The 19,930-nt window shown below is 72.4% G+C and carries 12 protein-coding genes; 3 read left to right on the plus strand and 9 right to left on the minus strand.

Translation table 11 applies throughout. From position 1 onward, the window contains the following. Positions 1-199: 199 nt before the first annotated feature. Both ACFC1R_RS16790 and nrdR read right to left on the minus strand, forming a co-directional pair. Complete coding sequence (locus tag ACFC1R_RS16790) at positions 200-3,082, minus strand: vitamin B12-dependent ribonucleotide reductase (RefSeq protein WP_375939151.1); 2,883 nt, start codon at positions 3,080-3,082, stop codon at positions 200-202. Positions 3,083-3,265: 183 nt separating this feature from the next. Next, positions 3,266-3,763 (minus strand): transcriptional regulator NrdR, encoded by a 498-nt coding sequence (gene nrdR / locus ACFC1R_RS16795; RefSeq protein WP_045302494.1) that lies wholly within the window; start codon positions 3,761-3,763, stop codon positions 3,266-3,268. A gap of 413 nt (positions 3,764-4,176) precedes the next feature. Between nrdR and lexA the strand changes: the two genes are divergently transcribed. Further along, a complete protein-coding gene (gene lexA, locus ACFC1R_RS16800) occupies positions 4,177-4,968 on the plus strand; it encodes a transcriptional repressor LexA (protein ID WP_375939206.1) in 792 nt (263 codons plus the stop codon). Between the two features lie 243 nt (positions 4,969-5,211). Here the strand turns inward: lexA and ACFC1R_RS16805 are convergent, their stop codons facing one another. From ACFC1R_RS16805 to ACFC1R_RS16825, 5 genes are all read right to left on the minus strand, one after another. Continuing rightward, positions 5,212-7,311 (minus strand): ATP-dependent DNA helicase, encoded by a 2,100-nt coding sequence (locus ACFC1R_RS16805; RefSeq protein ID WP_375939154.1) that lies wholly within the window; start codon positions 7,309-7,311, stop codon positions 5,212-5,214. A gap of 12 nt (positions 7,312-7,323) precedes the next feature. After that, complete coding sequence (locus ACFC1R_RS16810) at positions 7,324-9,048, minus strand: IucA/IucC family protein (RefSeq protein ID WP_375939208.1); 1,725 nt, start codon at positions 9,046-9,048, stop codon at positions 7,324-7,326. Between the two features lie 121 nt (positions 9,049-9,169). Beyond that, a complete protein-coding gene (locus ACFC1R_RS16815) occupies positions 9,170-10,552 on the minus strand; it encodes a lysine N(6)-hydroxylase/L-ornithine N(5)-oxygenase family protein (RefSeq protein WP_375939156.1) in 1,383 nt (460 codons plus the stop codon). 24 nt (positions 10,553-10,576) lie between these two features. Continuing rightward, positions 10,577-11,266: a GNAT family N-acetyltransferase gene (locus ACFC1R_RS16820; protein WP_375939210.1), complete on the minus strand. Its 690-nt coding sequence runs from the start codon at positions 11,264-11,266 to the stop codon at positions 10,577-10,579. Continuing rightward, entirely contained in the window at positions 11,158-13,038 is a 1,881-nt protein-coding gene (locus ACFC1R_RS16825; protein ID WP_375939212.1) for an IucA/IucC family protein, read from the minus strand. The genes ACFC1R_RS16820 and ACFC1R_RS16825 overlap by 109 nt, the downstream gene beginning before the upstream one ends. Positions 13,039-13,298: 260 nt before the next feature. On the opposite strand from ACFC1R_RS16825, the gene ACFC1R_RS16830 reads away from it, so the two are divergent. Then, positions 13,299-14,447, plus strand: coding sequence for a hypothetical protein (locus ACFC1R_RS16830; RefSeq protein WP_375939158.1), 1,149 nt, complete (start codon positions 13,299-13,301; stop codon positions 14,445-14,447). Positions 14,448-14,494: 47 nt separating this feature from the next. Further along, on the plus strand, positions 14,495-15,658 hold the full coding sequence (locus ACFC1R_RS16835; protein WP_375939160.1) for a trypsin-like serine peptidase: 1,164 nt from the start codon (positions 14,495-14,497) through the stop codon (positions 15,656-15,658). A gap of 63 nt (positions 15,659-15,721) precedes the next feature. Here ACFC1R_RS16835 and hflX read toward each other — a convergent pair whose 3' ends face one another. Beyond that, on the minus strand, positions 15,722-17,227 hold the full coding sequence (gene hflX / locus ACFC1R_RS16840; RefSeq protein WP_375939162.1) for a GTPase HflX: 1,506 nt from the start codon (positions 17,225-17,227) through the stop codon (positions 15,722-15,724). A 126-nt stretch (positions 17,228-17,353) separates the two neighbouring features. Then, the gene (locus tag ACFC1R_RS16845) at positions 17,354-19,681 is read right to left on the minus strand and encodes a RelA/SpoT family protein (protein WP_375939164.1); all 2,328 of its coding nucleotides are present in this window, start codon (positions 19,679-19,681) and stop codon (positions 17,354-17,356) included. Positions 19,682-19,930: the final 249 nt, after the last annotated feature.

Raw genomic sequence — 19,930 nt, forward strand, 5'->3', positions numbered from 1 at the left:
CCAGCCTCGACCACCCCTCGGGGCAGGGTCGACCGCAGTCAGGCCGCCTCCGCGGCGAGCACCCGGACAGCTCGAAGACCGAAGACCGTCCACGAGGTGGACGGCCGAACGCAAGAGGGCGGGGCGGGGACTCGAAAGTCCTCGCCCCGCCCCGGATCCCACCCGTCAGGGTGGGATCAGCGGATGATCCGGAAGGGGATCAGCTGCAGCCGCTGGTGGAGCCGCAGCCCTCGCACAGGTAGCAGCTGCCGGCCCGGCGCATCTTGGTGCCGCAGGAGAAGCAGAGCGGCGCGTCGGCGTTGAGGCCCTGCTGGATCTCCAGCAGCTCGGTGGAGTTGTGGGCCTTGGCCGGAGCGGTCTTCGGCTGCTCGGCCACCGGCTGCTGGACGGCGGCCGGCTTGACGGCGACCGGCGCGGACTGGGCCAGGCCCTCCACGTCGACGTCCTCGGCCTCGAGCGGCTCGTAGGAGCCGGTCTCCAGGTGGCGCTGGCGCTCCTCGACGGAGTGGATGCCGAGCGCGGAACGGGTCTCGAAGGGCAGGAAGTCCAGCGCCAGGCGACGGAAGATGTAGTCCACGATGGACTGGGCCATCCGCACGTCCGGGTCGTCGGTCAGACCGGCCGGCTCGAAGCGCATGTTGGTGAACTTCGAGACGTAGGTCTCCAGCGGAACGCCGTACTGCATGCCGACCGAGACGGCGATGGAGAAGGCGTCCATCATGCCCGCGAGGGTCGAGCCCTGCTTGGACATCTTCAGGAAGACCTCGCCCAGGCCGTCGTCCGGGTAGGAGTTGGCCGTCATGTAGCCCTCGGCGCCGCCCACCGTGAAGGAGGTGGTGATGCCGGGGCGGCCCTTCGGGAGGCGCCTGCGGACCGGGCGGTACTCGACGACCTTCTCGACCGCCGGCGCGGCGGCGGTCTTCTCCTCGGCCGCGGGGGTCTTGGACTTGGCCGAGAGCGGCTGGCCCACCTTGCAGTTGTCGCGGTAGATGGCGAGCGCCTTGACGCCCAGCTTCCACGCCTCGAAGTAGATCTCCTCGATCTCCTCGACGGTGGCGCTCTCGGGCATGTTGACCGTCTTGGAGATGGCACCGGAGATCCACGGCTGGATCGCCGACATCATCCGCACGTGGCCCATCGCGGAGATGGAGCGCTCGCCCATCGCACAGTCGAAGACCTCGTAGTGCTCGGACTTCAGACCGGGGGCGTCCACCACGTTGCCGTGCTCGGCGATGTGGGCGACGATCGCCTCGACCTGCTCGTCCAGGTAGCCGAGGCGCTTGAGCGCCCGGGGCACCGTGCCGTTGACGATCTGCATCGAGCCGCCGCCGACGAGCTTCTTGAACTTGACCAGGGCCAGGTCCGGCTCGACGCCCGTGGTGTCGCAGTCCATCATCAGGCCGATGGTGCCGGTCGGGGCGAGCACCGAGGCCTGGGCGTTGCGGAAACCGTTCTGCGCACCGATGCGCAGCACGTCCTGCCAGGTGTCGGTGGCGGCGGCCCAGACGGGGGCGTCCAGGTCGTCGTACGAACGGGAGGCCGCGTTGGCGTCCGCGTGCTGCTGCATGACCCGCTGGTGCGGGGCGGCGTTGCGGGCGTAGCCGTCGTACGGGCCGACCACACCGGCCAGTTCGGCGCCGCGGCGGTAGGCGGTACCGGTCATCAGCGAGGTGATGGCACCGGCCAGGGCGCGGCCGCCGTCGGAGTCGTACGCGTGGCCGGTCGCCATCAGCAGGGCACCGAGGTTGGCGTAGCCGATGCCGAGCTGGCGGTAGGCGCGGGTGGTCTCACCGATCTTCTCGGTCGGGAAGTCGGCGAAGCAGATGGAGATGTCCATCGCGGTGATGACCAGCTCGACGACCTTGGCGAAGGTGGCGGCGTCGAAGGAGTCGTCGTCGCGCAGGAACTTCATGAGGTTGAGCGAGGCGAGGTTGCAGCTGGAGTTGTCCAGGTGCATGTACTCGGAGCAGGGGTTGGACGCGTTGATGCGGCCGGACTCCGGGCAGGTGTGCCAGTGGTTGATGGTCGAGTCGTACTGGATGCCCGGGTCGGCGCAGGCCCAGGCGGCCTCGGCCATCTTGCGGAACAGCTTCTTGGCGTCGACGGTCTCGATGACCTCGCCGGTCATCCGGGCGCGCAGGCCGAACTCGGTGCCGTTCTCGACCGCCGTCATGAACTCGTCCGAGACGCGGACGGAGTTGTTGGCGTTCTGGTACTGGACGGAGGCGATGTCATCGCCGCCGAGGTCCATGTCGAAGCCCGCGTCGCGCAGGGCGCGGATCTTCTCCTCCTCCTTCACCTTGGTCTCGATGAAGGCCTCGACGTCCGGGTGGTCCACGTCCAGGACGACCATCTTGGCCGCGCGGCGGGTGGCGCCACCGGACTTGATGGTGCCGGCCGAGGCGTCGGCGCCGCGCATGAAGGAGACCGGGCCGGAGGCGTTGCCGCCGGAGGAGAGCAGCTCCTTGGAGGAGCGGATGCGGGAGAGGTTCAGGCCGGCGCCGGAGCCGCCCTTGAAGATCATGCCCTCTTCCTTGTACCAGTCGAGGATCGACTCCATGGAGTCGTCGACGGCCAGGATGAAGCAGGCGCTGACCTGCTGGGGCTGCTTGGTGCCGACGTTGAACCAGACCGGCGAGTTGAAGCTGAACACCTGGTGGAGGAGGGTGTGGGTCAGCTCGTGCTCGAAGACCTCGGCGTCGTCCGGGCTCGCGAAGTAGCCGTTCTTCTCACCTGCGGCGCGGTAGGTGAGCACCACGCGGTCGATGATCTGCTTGAGGCTCCACTCGCGCTGCGGGGTGCCGACGGCGCCGCGGAAGTACTTGGACGTGACGATGTTCACGGCGTTGACCGACCAGAAGTCGGGGAACTCGACGCCGCGCTGCTCGAAGTTGATCGACCCGTCGCGCCAGTTGGTCATGACGACGTCGCGCCGCTCCCAGCTGACCTCGTCGTAGGGGTGGACGCCAGGAGTGGTGTAGATGCGCTCGATCCGCAGGCCGGTCCTGGGCGCCTTGGCAGCCCCCTTCGCAGCCTTCTCGGACTTCGACCCGCGTGCGGAACCGCTCGTCGTGTCTGTCACTTCTTCTCCTCCTCCTGGGCAAACGCCCCGGATGCCCCGATGCTTCCGGGCATCGCTGGCTCGCTTTTCCTGGTGTGCGGGCAGCCGGAGACACCGGCGGCCTGTGCACGGTATGTGTTGTTCTGCGCACCGTTTTCGGGCGCGCGTCGGCCCCGACGGACCGACTGGTGCCAACCGGCCGTACTAGGGCGCGGCGGCGACGGACGGGACGGCTTCGGCGCCGTCCGCACTGAAGGGCCGCTCGGCACGGAGTTCCGCGATGGCGGCCTCGAAGTCCTCGAGATCGTCGAAGGCGCGGTAGACGGAGGCGAACCTCAGGTACGCGACCACGTCGAGTTCCTTGAGCGGACCGAGTATGGCCAGGCCCACGTCGTGGGTCGAGAGTTCGGCGCTGCCACTGGCCCGCACGCACTCCTCGACCCGCTGGCCGAGCTGGGCCAGCGCGTCCTCGGTGACCGGCCGGCCCTGGCACGCCTTGCGGACGCCGGAGATGACCTTCTCCCGGGAGAACGGCTCGGTGACGCCGCTGCGCTTGATGACCATCAGGGTGGCCGTCTCCACCGTGGTGAAGCGGCGACTGCAGTCAGGGCACTGGCGACGGCGGCGGATCGAACTTCCGTCATCGCTGGCGCGGCTGTCCACAACACGGCTGTCCGGGTGCCGGCAGAAGGGGCAATGCATCCCGAGGACTCCCAACCAGGCGTGACAGCAGACCCTCACCACTCTACGCGATGAACGAGGGTGAACCACAACTTGTGGGCCCAGGCGAGGACAGTAGCCACTAGATCTAGGTCTGGAGGCCCGCCACGCCGCTACGAGTCGAGATCTTCACAGGGAGTGAAATAGACTGTCGTCATCGAACATTTAATCGATGTACACCCAAAGCCTTGATCGAGTCAGCCGACTCCGAAATAATTCACTCGAACGTGTGTTTGGCGCAACCTTTCGATAGGTGCACCAGTTGAGCTGAACAAGAGGGAGAACGCCTGTCGAGAAGAGGGGCCGCCATGAACACCGTCGAAACCAAGAGCAACTCCATCCCGGTGCAGGAGCGTTCCGAGCGCACCATGGATCAGCAGAGCGTGGACCACAGCATGAGCCGTAGCGAAGACCAGCGCCTGGCCGGTGCCGCCCTGACCGGTCCGGGCCGCCTCCCGGACCAGCCGATCGAACACGCCGCCGCCCCGGACGGCACGCTCGGCGCCGCGGCCCCCACCCGCTCGCTCCCCGGCCGGCCCCCCGGCATCCGCACCGACGAGGCCGGACTGACGGAGCGCCAGCGCCGGGTGATCGAAGTGATCCGGGACTCCGTCCAGCGCCGCGGCTACCCCCCGAGCATGCGGGAGATCGGCCAGGCCGTCGGCCTCTCCAGCACCTCCTCCGTGGCCCACCAGCTCATGGCCCTGGAGCGCAAGGGCTTCCTCCGCCGCGACCCGCACCGCCCCCGGGCGTACGAGGTCCGCGGCGTCGAGGTCGCCCGGCCGAACACCGCCGAGGCCGCCGGCCGCCCCTCCACCTCGTACGTGCCCCTGGTCGGCCGGATCGCCGCCGGTGGCCCCATCCTGGCCGAGCAGACGGTCGAGGACGTCTTCCCGCTGCCCCGCCAACTCGTCGGCGACGGCGAGCTGTTCGCGCTCACCGTGCGCGGCGACTCGATGATCGAGGCCGCCATCTGCGACGGCGACTGGGTCACCGTCCGCCGCCAGCCGGTCGCCGAGAACGGCGACATCGTGGCCGCGATGATCGACGGCGAGGCCACCGTCAAGCGCCTCAAGCGCGAGGACGGCAAGATCTGGCTGATGCCGCACAACCCGGCGTACGAGCCGATCGTGGGCGACAACGCCACCATCCTCGGCAAGGTCGTCGCCGTCCTCCGCCGCCTCTAGCCCTCCGGGTCGGGAGAGCACCGACAGGGGCGCGGGGAACTGCGCGAGACGCGGAAGCACCAGCCGTACCGACGTCCCGGTGAGGAGTTGCACCGCCCCACCGGGCCACGAGGTGCAACCGGCCCACCGGGCCCGGCCGACGGCGGTCAGCTTCCGATTCGCGCACCTCCCCGCGCCCCTGTCGGTGTTCCGTGCGCTCCCTGGGGCGCGGGGCGCGCCCCAGGCACCGCTCCTGGCGCCGCCCTAGGCGCCGCGCTTGGCGACCGGCCGGACGGGCGGGGCCGAGGCGTCGATGGCGGCCAGCGAGCGGCGCACCTGGTTGCGGTCGGTGGTGTACCAGAAGTCCGGCATCGAGGAACGGAAGAAGCCGCCGTAGCGCGCCGTGGCCAGCCGCGGATCGAGCACCGCGACCACACCCCGGTCGTCGGCCGCCCGGACCAGCCGCCCGGCGCCCTGCGCCATCAGCAGCGCGGCATGGGTGGCCGCGACCGCCATGAAGCCGTTGCCGCCCGCCTCCTCGACCGCCTTCTGCCGGGCGCTCATCAGCGGGTCGTCCGGACGCGGGAACGGGATCCGGTCCATCACCACCAACTGGCAGGCGGAGCCGGGCACGTCGACGCCCTGCCAGAGCGAGAGTGTCCCGAACAGGCAGGTCTGCGGATCGGCGGCGAACTCCCGGATCAGCTCGCCCAGGGTGTCCTCGCCCTGCAGCAGGATCCGGTTGTCCAGACGGCCGCGCAGCGCCTCGGCCGCCGCCTGCGCGGCGCGCATCGAGGAGAACAGGCCGAGCGTACGACCGCCGGCCGCACCGATCAGCTCGGTCAGCTCGGCCAGCATCTCCGGCCGGTCCGGCTCCCGGCCGGGCGGCGGCAGGTGCTTGGCGACGTACAGGATGCCCTGCTTGGGGTAGGCGAACGGCGAGCCGACGTCGATCCCGCGCCAGTACGGCGGGGTGTCCTCGCCCTGCTCCTGCGCGGGCTCGCCCTCGGTGCGGACGTCCGGCAGCCGGCCCTCCCCCGGGAGGCCGACCGAGGCGGCCACACCGTTGAAGTCGCCGCCCAGCTTGAGGGTGGCGGAGGTCAGCACGACCGAGCGCTCCTTGTAGAGGTTCTCCCGCAGCAGGCCGGAGACGCTCAGCGGGGCCACCCGCAGCGAGGCCGGGCCCAGGCCGTAGCGGTCGTTGCGCTCGATCCAGACCACGTCGAACGGAGACTCCGTGAGCAGCCGGTCGGCCGTCTCGTGCAGGGACTCGGCGGAGGCCATCGCCTGCTTGCGGACCGCGTCCTCGTCGGTGAGCGCGCGGTCGCGGGTCTCGCCGAGCGAGGTGATGATCTGGCGGCAGGCGTCCCGGATCCCGGCGACCGCGAAGGCCAGGTACTCGGGCAGTTCCTCGACCCGGCCGACCTGCGCGGTCTCCATCAGGCCGTGGTAGTTCTCGGCGGCGGCCTGGAGCGCGTCCACCGCCTTCTCGTTGGCCAGTCTGGCCGCCCGCTTGACCGCCCGGTTGACCGCGCCGACCGTCAGCTCGGCGGTGGCCGCGCCGGTCACCCGGTTCACCAGCTCGTGCGCCTCGTCGACGATCAGCATGGCGTGCTCGGGCAGCACCGGCGCGCCCTCGATCGCGTCGATCGCCAGCATCGCGTGGTTGGTCACCACCACGTCGGCCAGCTTGGCCCGCTCGCGCGCCTTCTCGGCGAAGCACTCCTGCCCGTACGCGCACTTGGTGGCGCCCAGGCACTCCTTGGAGGTGACCGAGAGCTGCGCCCAGGCCTTGTCGGAGACCCCGGGCGAGAGGTCGTCCCGATCCCCCGTCTCGGTCTCGTCCGCCCACTCGCGCAGCCGCAGCACGTCCTGGCCGAGCTTGCCGGTCGGGCCGCCGAGGGCGTCCACCGGGTCGAACAGGCCCTCGCCCTCGTCGCTCGGGGTGCCCTCGTTGGCCCGGTGCAGGCAGAGGTAGTTGGACCGGCCCTTGAGCATCGCGTACAGCGGGCGGCGACGCAGCACGGGGTGCAGCGCCTCCACCGTGCGGGGCAAGTCCCGCTCCACCAGCTGGCGTTGCAGGGCGAGGGTGGCGGTGGCCACCACCACCCGGTCGCCGTGGGCGAGCGCGGGCACCAGGTAAGCGAGGGACTTGCCGGTGCCCGTCCCGGCCTGGACGAGCAGGTGCTCGCCGTGCTCGACGGCGTCGGCGACGGCCTCGGCCATCGCGGCCTGGCCGGGGCGCTCGACACCGCCGACGGCGGTGACGGCGGCGTGCAGCAGCTCCGGGACGAGGGCTCGGGAGACGGGCTCCGGGGCCTCGGGCGCGCCGGGCAGGGGCTGGGGTGCGGAGTCGTTGGTCATGGCACTCCAACCCTACGGCGCGGGAGTGACAGTCCGGTCCCGCCCGGCCGGGGCCTGGCTCGGCAGCGTGCTGGGGGCGCCCGGGTGCAGGGCGTTGTCGACCTGGCCGTGCACGGCGGCGTGCGGCCGCTGTGGGCGGTCGCGGTAGCCGTCCAGCAGCAGGCGGTTGCGGTTGAGGCAGAGCCGGTCGATCTGCGGGGTGAAGAGGTCGAACAGCTTGAAGCGGTCGGCGAGCTCGGGGAAACGGCGCTGGTGGGCCAGGATCCGTTCGCTCAGCAGGGTCCAGAACTCGTCCTCGGGCACGCCCAGCTGCCGCTCGACGAGCGGGGCGAGGTAGCGGTAGACGCCGACGAAGAGGCCGGAGTGCAGGAACTGGCAGAGGTACTCGGGGGGTTCGCGGAGCAGGACGGCCGCCACCTCGGCGGGGAGGTCGGCGAGTTCGGGCAGGTCCTGGTCGGTGATGTTGACGTCGTCGACGAAGTCCTTGACGGCGAGCCGAGCCGGACGGTCGCACTCGTCGAAGACCACGATGGCGTTCTCGCCGTGCGGGGAGAAGACGGTGCCGTACTGGTAGAGGAAGTGCAGCAGCGGCGGCATCATCACGGCGAACAGCCGGCGCAGCCAGTCCCGGGCGGGCAGTCCGGAGCGCGCGACCAGTTCGGTGACCAGCGCGCGGCCGTCGGAGCCGGCGGAGAGCAGCGCGGCCAGGGTGCGGGCGCGCTCCCCCGGTCGCAGCCGGGGGCCCAGCGGCTCGCGCCAGATCGCGCCGAGCAGTTCCTTGTACTGGTAGGGGACCTCGGGCAGGTCGCGGTAGAGCGGGTGGTCCACCGCGACCGAGGCGATCTCGCCGAGCAGGATCACCCGGCACTCGTCGCGCAGGAAGGGGTCGTTGTCGCGCAGGCCGTGGATCCAGGCGGTGACGGCGGGGGCGGCGAGGGTGCGCTCGGTCGGCAGGCCCCGCCAGACCAGGGTGTTGAGGATGGAGAGCGGCAGTTTGACGGTGCAGCGCTCGGGACGGCTGAGGTTGAAGAAGCTGCGGATGGACTGCTGGGGCAGCCGCAGGTCGCCGTCGCTGGGCAGCGGCACGATCAGCCCGGCGGCGATCTGCGGGGCGAACAGCGGGAGGACCACCTCGTCCCACTGCCAGGGGTGGACGGGCAGCAGGTGGTACTCCTCGGCCCGCTCGCCGAGGACCGCGCGGAAGTCCTCGGGCGCGTCCAGCTCGCGCCGGTAGAGGTCGGCCGGTCCCCGGTACTGGGCGAGGCTGCGGTGGACGGCGAGCCAGGGCAGCCGCTGCGGGGTGCGGGCCTCGGGGGTCCACTCCGCGGTGTCGCGGGCGGAGAGCCCGATCCGGCCCTTGTTCGGGACGATCCAGGGGTGACCGCTCTGGCGGCCCTCCAGCTCGACGTGGCCGAGGTCGGCGAGTTCGGCGGCGGTCAGTTCGGTGGCGAGCTGACGGGTGTCGGCGAGCAGGGTGGCGGTGAGTTCGCGGATCAGGTGCCCGAGGGTGTCCCCGGAGAGTCCGAGGGTGTGCCGGGCGTGCTGGAGGAAGCGCAGCGGGTCCGCCTCGGCGGTGCAGGTGACCGAGTCCGGGTCGACCTGCCAGCTGCCGTAGGCCCCGCGCCGGGCGGTGTACCGGTAGTCGGCGGTGGGGAGTTCCAGGCGGTAGCCGTCCGCCTCCGGCACGGGGGTGATCAGTTCCTCGTACGCGAACTCGCCGAGCATCTTGGCCAGCATCGCCCGGCAGGCCCGCTGCCAGTGCTCCTCGGTGAGCTGCGCAGGCCGATGGAGCACGGGCCCCTCGCCCCCGGCCCGCGGCCGGGAGTGCCCCCGCCCGAGGTCGGGCGGGGAGGGATGGTCAGCGGGTTGGTGTTGCGGCACGGTTCCCCTCCTGGGGTCGTGGGAGGACGGTGGTGGCGGTCGGCGGGGCGAAACCGGCGGCGGGCGGGGCGAAACCGGTCCAGGCGGCGCGCGTGGGCAGCCGGTGCACGGTCCTGCCGGCCACGGCGTTGAGGATGACGGCCGCGCGGTGGGCGCCGAGGCCGAGGTCGGGGGTGCCGACGCCGTGCGAGTGCAGTTCGGCGTTCTGGACGTAGAGGCCGCCGGTCAGCCGGGGCTTGGTGGCCACCCGGTGGTCGAGGTCGACCCGGTAGCGGCCCTGCTCGTCCCAGTCGATCAGCTCGGCGATCGGGTCGAGGGCGGCGGGGCGTTCGGCGCGGTAGCCGGTGGCGAGGACGACGGCGTCGGTGCGGACCGTGTGCTCGGTGCCGGAGTCCAGGTGGCGGCAGCTCAGTTCGAAGCCGCCGCTGGGGCCGGCCAGGGTCTCGGTGACGGCGGTGCCGGGGATGATCTCGACCGGGTCGGCGTCGATCGGGCGGCCGATGGTGCGCTCGTAGAGGTGGTCGTGGATCTCGGCGAGGGTCTCGGCGCTGGCGGCCTTGTGCAGCTGCCACTGGGACTGGACCAGGCGGTCGCGGACGGCGGGGGCGAGGGCGTGGAAGTACCGGGTGTAGTCGGGGGTGAAGTGTTCGAGGCCCAGCTTGGAGTACTCCATGGGGGCCAGCGCCCTGGTCCGGGTGAGCCAGCGCAGCCGGGTGCCGTCGCCCGCCCGGGTGCGCAGCAGGTCGAGGAAGACCTCGGCGCCGGACTGGCCGGAGCCGACCACGGTGATGTCCCGCGCCCCGGCCAGGGAGCGACGCTTGGCCAGGTAGTCGGCGGAGTGCCAGATCCTGGGGTTGCCGCGCAGCGCGGCGAACGGCTCCGGGTGGACCGGGCGGGTGCCGACGCCGAGCACCACGTTGCGGGCCCGCACCGGGCCCGTCGAGGTCTCGATCCGGAAGAGTTCGTCCGCAGTCGACCAGTGCAGGGCCGTGACGGCGGTGCCGAAGCGGCAGTTGACCAGCCGTTCGGCGGCCCAGCGGCAGTAGTGGTCGTACTCGCGGCGGGCCAGCTGGAAGCGTTCGGCGAAGTAGAACGGGAAGAGCCGCTGCTGCTCCCGCAGGTAGTTGAGGAAGGACCAGGGGTTGGTGGGGTCGACCAGCGAGACCAGGTCGGCCAGGAACGGGACCTGCATCCGCGCCCCGTCCACCAGCATCCCCGGGTGCCAGCTGAACTCCGCCCTGGCCTCGCAGAACAGCGAGCTGAGACCGCCGACCTGGTCGGCCAGCGCGGCCAGGGACAGGTTGAACGGGCCGAGGCCGACCCCGAGCAGGTCGTACGGCTCGGGCTGCGGGGTGTCCATGGTGTCCAAGGGGGTCCAAGGGGGCTAGGAGCGGGTGCGGCGGCGGACCATCAGCGCCGCGCGCTTGGTGGGCAGGTCGAGTTCGGCGGCGCGTTCGAACCCGGCGTTCGCGAAGGCCCGGACGGACCGTGTGTTGCGGACGTCCGGTTCGGCCAGGACCCGTCGGCAGGCGGGCCGGACGGCGAGGATGTGCTCGGCGAGCGCGGCCAGCAGGACGGCTCCGAGGCCCCGGCCGCGCACGCCGGCCGCGAGCAGCAGGTGCACCCCGATGTCGTGGTGCCGGGCCGGGTAGTACCCGGCGAGCGGGTCGCGGTCGGCCCGGTAGATCTCCCAGTAGCTCATCGGGAGTCCGTCGAGCAGGCCGAGGCAGGGCAGGCTGCGGCCGTCGCCGTCGAGCTGGGCGCGCAGGTGCCGTTCGGTGACCTCCGCCGGTCCGGCCAGCTCCCAGAAGTCGGCCACCTCCGGGTCGTTCATCCAGGCGGCCAGCAGCGGCAGGTCGTGGGGCAGCCGGACCGGGCAGAGCCGGAACTCCCCGGCGGCGGTCTGCACCGGCCCCCGTGCGGCGACCTCCGCCGGCCCGGGACCGGCGGCGGCGCGGACGGCCCTCATCGGCTCGCGACCGGGTTGGGGATGTCCACGTACACGGACTGGGTGGCGACCGGGCCGACCAGTTCGTCCATCCCGTGCAGTCGGGTGAGCAGGTTGGCCTTGCAGTGCAGGAAGGGTTCGTCCAGCAGCAGTTCCGGCATGCCGGAGCCGGTGGCCGCCGCCTGCGGTCCGGCCAGGAAGCCGCGCAGGGCGGCCAGCAGCACGCCCTCGTCGGCGAGCCCCTGCGAGCCCAGGGCACCGATCAGGCCGAGCACGTGGTTGATGCCGAGGTAGTACGCGAAGTGCTTGTCGATCACCTTGTCGTCGACGAAGGTGTCGCTGTGCCCGCCGATGCCGGGCAGCCGGGCGGCCAGCCGGTCGGCGTGCGAGGTGCGGAAGTAGTAGCCCTGGTTGTCGCGGTAGCGTCCGCCGACCGGCCAGCCGTCCTCGTCCAGCAGGACCAGGCTGTTCTGCTGGTGGGCCTCCAGGGCGATGCCCGCCCGGCCGTCCAGCCAGAGCACCGGGAGCACCATGGCGTCCAGGTAGCGCAGGAACCACTCGGCGGCCACCGTCTGCGGCGGGCGTCCGCTGCGCACGGCCAGGCCGCGCAGCAGGTCGCCGAGCCGGGACGGCGGTCGGCTGCCCGCGCCGACCGGCCGCTCGGCGACCAGTCCGGCCACGCAGAACACCCGCTCGGCGGGGCCGAAGGGCTGGCTGCGCAGCACGGTGTCCAGGCCGTTCGGGTCACCGAGCGCGGGGAGGTCGACGCCGATCCAGGCGGGGTCGCGGACGATGTCGAAGCCGGGGTGCGCGGCCCGCCACTCGGCGCCGAGGCCGCTCTCCAGCAGCCGGTGCACCTCCACGCCCCGGTGCAGTTCCTTGCGCAGGTTCTCCCGGCGGGAGTTGGTGATCCGCAGACCGAGCGAGAGCTTGAGCATCCAGGGCCGGCCCGGACGGCAGACCGTACGGACGGAGGAGGTGGGGTACCACAACTCCCCCTGCGCGCCGAGGTCGTGCAGCTGTCCGCGCTCCAGCAGTCCGGCCACCTCGGGGCGCAGCGCCAACTCCCGTGCCTGCCAGGGGTGCAGGGGAAGGGCGGCGGTGCCGGGCGGCAGCAGGGAGTCGTCGCCGAGCAGTCGGGCGGTGAGGACGTCGGCGGGCAGTCCGACCGCCGAGTCGGCGGCGAGCAGCTCGCGGTCCACGGCGTACCAGTGCAGCCGGAAGGCGCCGTGGAGTTCGGGCGAGTAGGCGGCGCTCTGGGCCGGGCCCAGGCCGTCGCGGCTCTTCGGGGTCGGGTGCAGCGGGTGGCCGAGCAGCAGCGCCTGTTCGGCCTGCAGGAAGGGCCAGTCGGTCACCTCCTCGGCCCGGCGGCGGTAGGCGAGCACGTCGGCGGTGCGGACCACGGAGTCGGCGACCCGGGCGGCGAGGTCGGCGATCTGTCCGGGGTCGGGCCGCTCGGCGGCGGCGCTGGCGACCAGCGCGGCGAGGGTGACCGCGTCGACGGGGGCGCCCGCGCCGTCCGGCCCGTCCAGGGTGACGGCGCCGAACCGGTGCCAGCCGCAGGCCGACCAGTACCGTACGGGCGCCGCCAGCCGTGCCGCGCCGCCCAGGACGGGGATCCGCAGCAGCCCGTCGGCCCCGGGTGCCGCCCCGGTCTCCCGGACCCAGCAGCGCAGCAGGCTCTCCACGGCGGCGTGCTCGGCGGCCACCGCCGGATCGGGATGGAGCAGCGGGTCGGGGTCGGCGCTCCGGCGGGGGAGGCCGACGGGCGGGGCTCCGGTGAGGGTGGTGCTCAAGGCTGCTCCTTGGGGCGCGTGGGGCTGCGGACGCGAGCGGTCGCGGGCGCGGGGAGTCGTGGGGGTGCGCGGGCCGCGCGGCGCGCCTCCGGCAGGCGACAGGTAAGGGGTACCTACCCCTGACGGGTGATCACAAGATCCGCTCACTCGTTCCGGTGAATACCGCCGGATCACTCATCCCTGGGGGTGATCGGGCTGGGGTACTGGCCGTCGGAACGGCGCCCGGGTCACGGATCGGTGACCATCGGTCAGTCCGGGCAACCAGGGGTCGGCCGTGCCCGTCATGCTCCGGGGTGGGAGACTCACTGGGCCCGGTGTGCGTTCCCGGGCCGCTTGACCGGAGAGCCACGGGGGGAACGGCTATGTCATCGATACGTCGTACGGCCTGCGCCGCGCTGGCCGCGGCAGCACTGTTCACGGTCGCCGGGTGCGGCAGCGACGGGGAGGGGAACGCCGCGCCGGCGGCGAGCGGCACGGCCTCCGCCGGGCCCGGCGGCAAGCTGCACCTGCCGTCCGGCCTGCCCTCGGGCCTGCTGGACGGGCTGCCGAAGAGCTGGGACGAGCTCAAGAAGTGGAAGTACGACGACTGGGACCGCTGGGCCTCCAAGCACGTCTTCGACAATCCGGTCGTCCGGGACCTCTGGAACCCGGAGAAGATGAAGAACGCCCAGCCGCAGCAGCCCGAGCCGGTCGCCACCCAGCCGCCGGCCGACTCCGGGGTGACCGACCCCGATCCCGCGCCGGTCCAGGCGGTTGCGGTACCCCGCCCGTACACCAGGTACGCGGCCTCCGGGAAGGTCTTCTCGACCGCGCCCGGCGGCGGCACCGGCCAGTGCTCGGCCACCGTGGTGGCCGACCCGGCCCACCCGGGGAAGAGCAACCTGGTCTGGACCGCCGGGCACTGTGTGCACGAGGGCAAGGGCGGCGACTGGTTCAAGAACATCATCTTCGTGCCGGCCTACAACAGTTCGGGCGCGGCCGGCGCCGGCCGCAAGGCCGCGCCGCAGGACGTCGCACCGCTCGGCATGTGGTGGGCCGACAACGTCATCACCTCTCCGCAGTGGACGGCCGAGGGCGGCCACAGCGGGAACGCGGCGAACCAGTACGACTTCGCGGTGCTGAAGGTGCACAACCCGGACGGGGACGGCAGGTCGCTGGAGGAGACGGTCGGCACCGCGATGCCGGTCTGGTTCGACGCGCCGCGCGACCGGCTGTCCATCTCCGCCTGGGGCTACCCGGCGGTGAAGCCCTTCGACGGGCAGGAGCTGGACCGGTGCGACGGCGGGAAGCCGGTCCGGCTCTCCTTCGACCCGAAGCGGCCGTCGATGATGACCATCGGCTGCACCATGACCGCGGGCTCCAGCGGCGGCGGCTGGTTCGCCACCATGCCGGACGGCCGCCAGGCCCTGGTCAGCAACACCTCGATCGGCACCCTGGACCACACCTCGCTCAGCGGTCCGTACCTGGAGGGCGTGGCCAGGCAGGCACTCGACTACATCGGCAAGAAGTAACCACCGGGCGGCACTTGACCGCTCGTATCAGTACACGGGGAACCCTCATGAACACCACCACCAACGCCGTGAGCACGCGCCGCCGTGCCGGGCTGACCGCCACCGTCGCCACCGCGCTGGCGCTGACCGCCACCGCCTGCGGCCCGGGCGACAAGGGCGACTCCTCCTCGCAGGCGGCCGCCCCGTCCTCGGCGACCGCGGCCGCCGGTGCGGGCAAGGGCGGTCTCGACCTGGCCAAGGCCCTGCAGAACCTCAAGAACTGGAGCGCGGACGACTGGGCCAAGTGGGCCCAGTCGCACGGCTTCAAGCCCGAGGCGATCAAGGGTTTCTGGGACCAGGCCAAGATGGAGGCCGCCAAGGGCATGGAGAACCAGGAGGCGGGCATCCAGTCCAGCCGGACGGCGCCCGAGAACGACCCGCAGCCGACCGTGATCCAGGCCAAGCCGCAGGCGCACCCGTACACCCCCGGCACCGCCGTGCTCGGCAAGATCTTCATGACCGTCAGCGCGGACGAGGCCGCGGTCTGCTCCGGCACCGTGATCAGCGACCCGGCCCACCCGGGGAAGAGCAACCTGGTCTGGACGGCGGCCCACTGCCTGCACGGCGGCAAGGGCGCCGACTGGTTCAAGAAGATCAGCTTCGTCCCCTCCTACAACCGCAGCGGCGCCGCGAGCAACGGCAGGCACGGCACCGAGCAGCAGGCCGCCCCCTACGGCGTGTGGGACGCCGACTACGCGGTGGTCTCGCCGCAGTGGGCCGAGGAGGGCGGCGAGCGCGGCGGCCCGGTCAGCCAGTACGACTTCGGGGTCATCCGGGTGCACAACGAGGACGGCGGCGGCCGCTCGCTGGAGGAGACCGTGGGCAGTTCGGTCCCGGTCTGGTTCAACGCCCCGCGCAACCAGATCGCCGGGGTCTCCGCGTACGGCTACCCGCAGGCCGCGCCGTTCGACGGCCGCGAGCTGGAGCACTGCGACTCCGCCGTCCCGCCCGCCCGGCTCTCCTTCGACGCCAGCCGCCCGACCATGTACAACATCGGCTGCACGATGACCGGCGGCGCCAGCGGCGGCGGCTGGTTCGTCACCAGGAACGGCAAGCCCGCGCTGATCAGCGAGAACTCGATCGGTCCGCGCCCGGCGGGCTGGATGGCCGGCCCCTCGCTGGGCGACGAGGCCCAGTCGGTGTTCAACTTCATCAGCAGGAAGCAGGACTGAGCACGCGCCGAGGGCCCCGGCCGTCCGACGGGACGACCGGGGCCCTCGGCCCGTCCGCGGGTGTCAGCTCTGCGCGACGACCGCGAAGCGCTCCAGCTCTGCCGCCAGTTCGGCGGAGACCTTGGCGCGCAGCAGCGTCCCGTCACCGGTGTGCTCGGTGTCGAGCAGCTCGCCCTCGGCGTGCACCCGGGAGACCAGGTCGCCCCTGGTGTACGGCACCAGGGCCTGGACCTCGATCGCGGGGCGCGGCAGCTCGTCATCGATCAGCTGCAGCAGCTCCTCCATACCGAGACCGGTACGGGCCGAGACCACGATGGCGTGCGGCTCACGGCGCAGCAGGCGCTGCAGTACGTGCGGATCGGCGGCGTCGGCCTTGTTGATCACCACGATCTCCGGCACGTCCTGCGCCTCGACCGAGACGATCACCTCGCGGACGGCGGCCAGCTGGGTCTCCGGCTCGGGGTGCGAGCCGTCCACCACGTGCAGGATGAGGTCCGCGTCGGCGACCTCCTCCATGGTCGAGCGGAACGCCTCGACCAGGTGGTGCGGCAGGTGCCGGACGAAGCCGACGGTGTCGGCCAGGGTGTAGACCCGGCCGCTCGGGGTCTGCGCCCGGCGCACGGTCGGGTCCAGGGTGGCGAACAGCGCGTTCTCCACCAGCACGCCCGCGCCGGTGAGCCGGTTGAGCAGCGAGGACTTGCCCGCGTTGGTGTAGCCCGCGATGGCGACGGAGGGGACCTGGTTGCGACGGCGCTCCTGGCGCTTGGTGTCGCGGCCCTTCTTCATCTCGGCGATCTCCTTGCGGAGCTTCGCCATCTTCTCGCGGATCCGCCGCCGGTCCGTCTCGATCTTGGTCTCACCGGGACCACGGGTGGCCATGCCGCCACCGGAGGAGCCGGAGCCACCACCACCCATCTGCCGGGAGAGCGACTGGCCCCACCCGCGCAGTCGCGGCAGCATGTACTGCATCTGCGCGAGCGAGACCTGCGCCTTGCCCTCTCGGGACTTGGCGTGCTGGGCGAAGATGTCCAGGATCAGTGCCGTCCGGTCGACGACCTTGACCTTGACGACGTCCTCGAGGTGGATCAGCTGGCCCGGGGTGAGCTCACCGTCGCAGACGACGGTGTCGGCGCCGGTGGAGGCCACGATGTCGCGCAGCTCCAGCGCCTTGCCGGAGCCGATGTAGGTCGCGGCGTCCGGCTTGTCACGGCGCTGGATCACGCCGTCGAGAACCTGCGAACCGGCCGTCTCGGCCAGTGCGGCGAGCTCGGCCAGGGAGTTCTCGGCCTCTTCCGCCGTGCCGTCCGTCCAGACACCGACGAGCACCACCCGCTCCAGACGGAGCCGGCGGTACTCGACCTCGGTGACGTCCTCGAGCTCGGTGGAGAGACCGGCGACACGGCGCAGTGCGGCACGCTCGCTGCGGTCGTACTGTTCGCCGTCGAAGTGCTGGTCGAGGTCCTCGTCGATCGCCGCGAGGTCCTCGTCCATGAGGGCTTCCGCCTTCAGGCCCGCGAGCCGACGAGCGGACTCACTGGAATTGCTGCGGCTGTCGAACGTGGAGGTCATCTCATCCTTTGCGTGTCGGGAGGGCCGGTGCGCAGCCCCGCGCACCCCGGAGCCTGCCCAGAATCCCGTCCCTGCTACCGGACGACGGTGGTGAGCTACCCCTGCAGGCCATGGTCTGCACCGGCACTACTGCGTACCGGTGAACGCCGTGGACCGGCCGTGAATTCCCCTGAATGGTCGCATGCCGGACGTGGGCGGGTCATCCCCATTTCGCCTCGGCAGCCCCGCCCGGTACACGTCGTACACCCCGGAGACCCGCAGCATCGCCCGCATCACCAGGGGCAGCGTCTCGGGGGCGGGCAGCTCAACGGTGTAGCTGTGCCGCACCCTGAGGTCCTGCGGGGGCTCCACCGCGGCCGAGACGATGCCGATGCCCTCGGCCGACATCACGGCGGTCAGGTCGGCCAGCAGCCGGGGCCGGTTCAGCGCCAGGGCCTCCAGGGTGACCCGGAAGCCGCAGGGCGGACAGCCCCCGGCCACCCAGACCGGCGCCACCGGGCTGCGGCCCGCGCCCCGCAGCCGCTCCTCCGCCGGGCAGCCGACCCGGTGCACCGCGAACGCGCCGCCCCGGATCTCGTACCCGACCACGTCGTCCGGCGGCACCGGCGTGCAGCAGCGGGCCAGCCGCACCGGTGCGCCCGAGCGACCCGGTACGGCCACCGGGGAGCGCTCGCGGCGGGCCGCGGCGGGGGCGGGCGGGACACCCGGCGGCCGCTCCGCCGACGGACCGGCGGCGCCGGCCGCTGCGGCGCCCGGCGCACCGGCCGGGTGCTCGGCCAGCCAGCGCTCGATGGCGAGCCGGGCCGCCGGCGTCCGGACGCACTCCAGCCACTCGGGGGCCGGGCCGGAGGGCTCGCCGCCCGGCCCCGGCCCCGCCTGCTCGGTGAGGACGGCCAGCACGTCGCCGTCCCGGAGCACCGTGGAGAGCGCGACCAGCCGGCCGTTGACCCGGGCGCCCAGGCAGCGGTGCCCCGTCCCCTCGCCGAGCAGGTAGGCCGCGTCCACGCAGCTGGCACCGGCGGGCAGCTGGAGGGTCACGCCGTCCTCGGTGACCGCGGTGATCTCGCGGTCGGCGGTGAGGTCGGCGGTGAGGGCGGACCAGAAGGTGTCCGGATCCGGGGTCTCCTGCTGCCACTCCAGCAGCCGGCGGAGCCAGCCGGGGCGGGCCGGGTCCGCCCCCTCGGCCCGCTCCGCGTCGCCGGGCTGACCGCCCGGGACCAGCGGGTCCCCCAGGGCGACCACGCCGAACTCGGCCACCCGGTGCATCTGCCGCGTCCGCACCAGCACCTCCACCACCTCGCCCCCGGGCGCCGAGACGGCGGTGTGCAGGGACTGGTAGAGGTTGAACTTCGGCACCGCGATGAAGTCCTTGAACTCGCCGGGCAGCGGTGTCCAGCAGGTGTGCAGCTCGCCGAGGACGGCGTAGCAGTCGGCGTTCTCCTCGACCGTCACCAGCAGCCGGCCGAAGTCGGCGGGCTGCAGCCCCTGCGGCAGGCCGTCCGGCCCGGCGGCGGCCGCGCGCTTGAGCAGGATGCGGTGCACCGAGACGCAGTGCCGGGCCCGGACGGTGACGCTCGCCGTCACCCCCGACTCGGCCAGCTGGCGGGTGAGCGCCCGGGCGAAGGGCTGCAGCAGGCCGTCCGGCTCCGCCTCGTGGGCCGCCACCAGGGCGCGGGTGCGGGCGTGCTCCTCCGGGTGCAGGGTGGCGAACACGATGTCCTCCAACTCGGCCTTCAGCACCTGGATACCGAGCCGCTCGGCCAGCGGGATCAGCACGTCCCTGGTGACCTTGGCGATCCTGATCCGGCTGGCGGGCTTCATGTGGCGGATCGTCCGCATGTTGTGCAGCCGGTCGGCCAGCTTGATCACCATGACCCGGACGTCGTCCCCGGTGGCCACCAGCATCTTGCGGAAGGTCTCGGCCTCGGCGGCGGCACCGAAGTCGACCTTCTCCAGCTTGGTGACACCGTCGACCAGGTACGCCACCTCCGGCCCGAACTCCGCACCGACCTGGGCCAGCGTCATCTCGGTGTCCTCGACCGTGTCGTGGAGCAGCGAGGCCACCAACGTGGTGGTACCGGTCCCGAGTTGGGCCAGGATCATGGTCACCGCGAGCGGGTGCGTGATGAACGGCTCTCCGCTCTTGCGGAGTTGGCCCCGGTGGCTCGCCTCGGCCGTCCGGTACGCCCGGCTGAGCAGGGTCAGGTCGGCCTGCGGGTGGTGGCGGCGGTGCGCCTCCACGATCGGCTCGATCGCGTCGGGGACCGGCGTGCGGCCGGTGGCGAGCAGGGCGGCCCGCCCGGCCCGGCCGAGCGCGGCGCGACCGAACGAGGCCCGGTTCACCCGAGCGGGCGGGGCGGGGGGTTCGTCGTGACGGCCGACGACGGGCCGGCCGATCGGGGGTAGGCCTCCTGCCGACTGACCGGTCAGGGGTCGGCCCGCGTCGATGGTCATCTGCACCTCCGGCAGCGATCACCGGAGCGGCTCCCGACCCCGGTGGTCCATGCTACCGAGCACAACACGTTCCGCGACGCCTTGCTTCCCACCCGTCACCGAGATCACCCGATCGGGCGGATTCAGCCGTCGCGCAACGGGGCAAAGCGGAGCGCCCGTTCCGGCGAGCGGCCGTGGCCGCCCACCGGGGGCCTGCACAGCCGACCGGGGGCCCGCACGGCCGCGCCGCACGGGCGGCCCGGTGGCCCG

Origin of the sequence: Kitasatospora sp. NPDC056138, assembly GCF_042264695.1 — a bacterium.
Lineage (GTDB): Bacteria > Actinomycetota > Actinomycetes > Streptomycetales > Streptomycetaceae > Kitasatospora.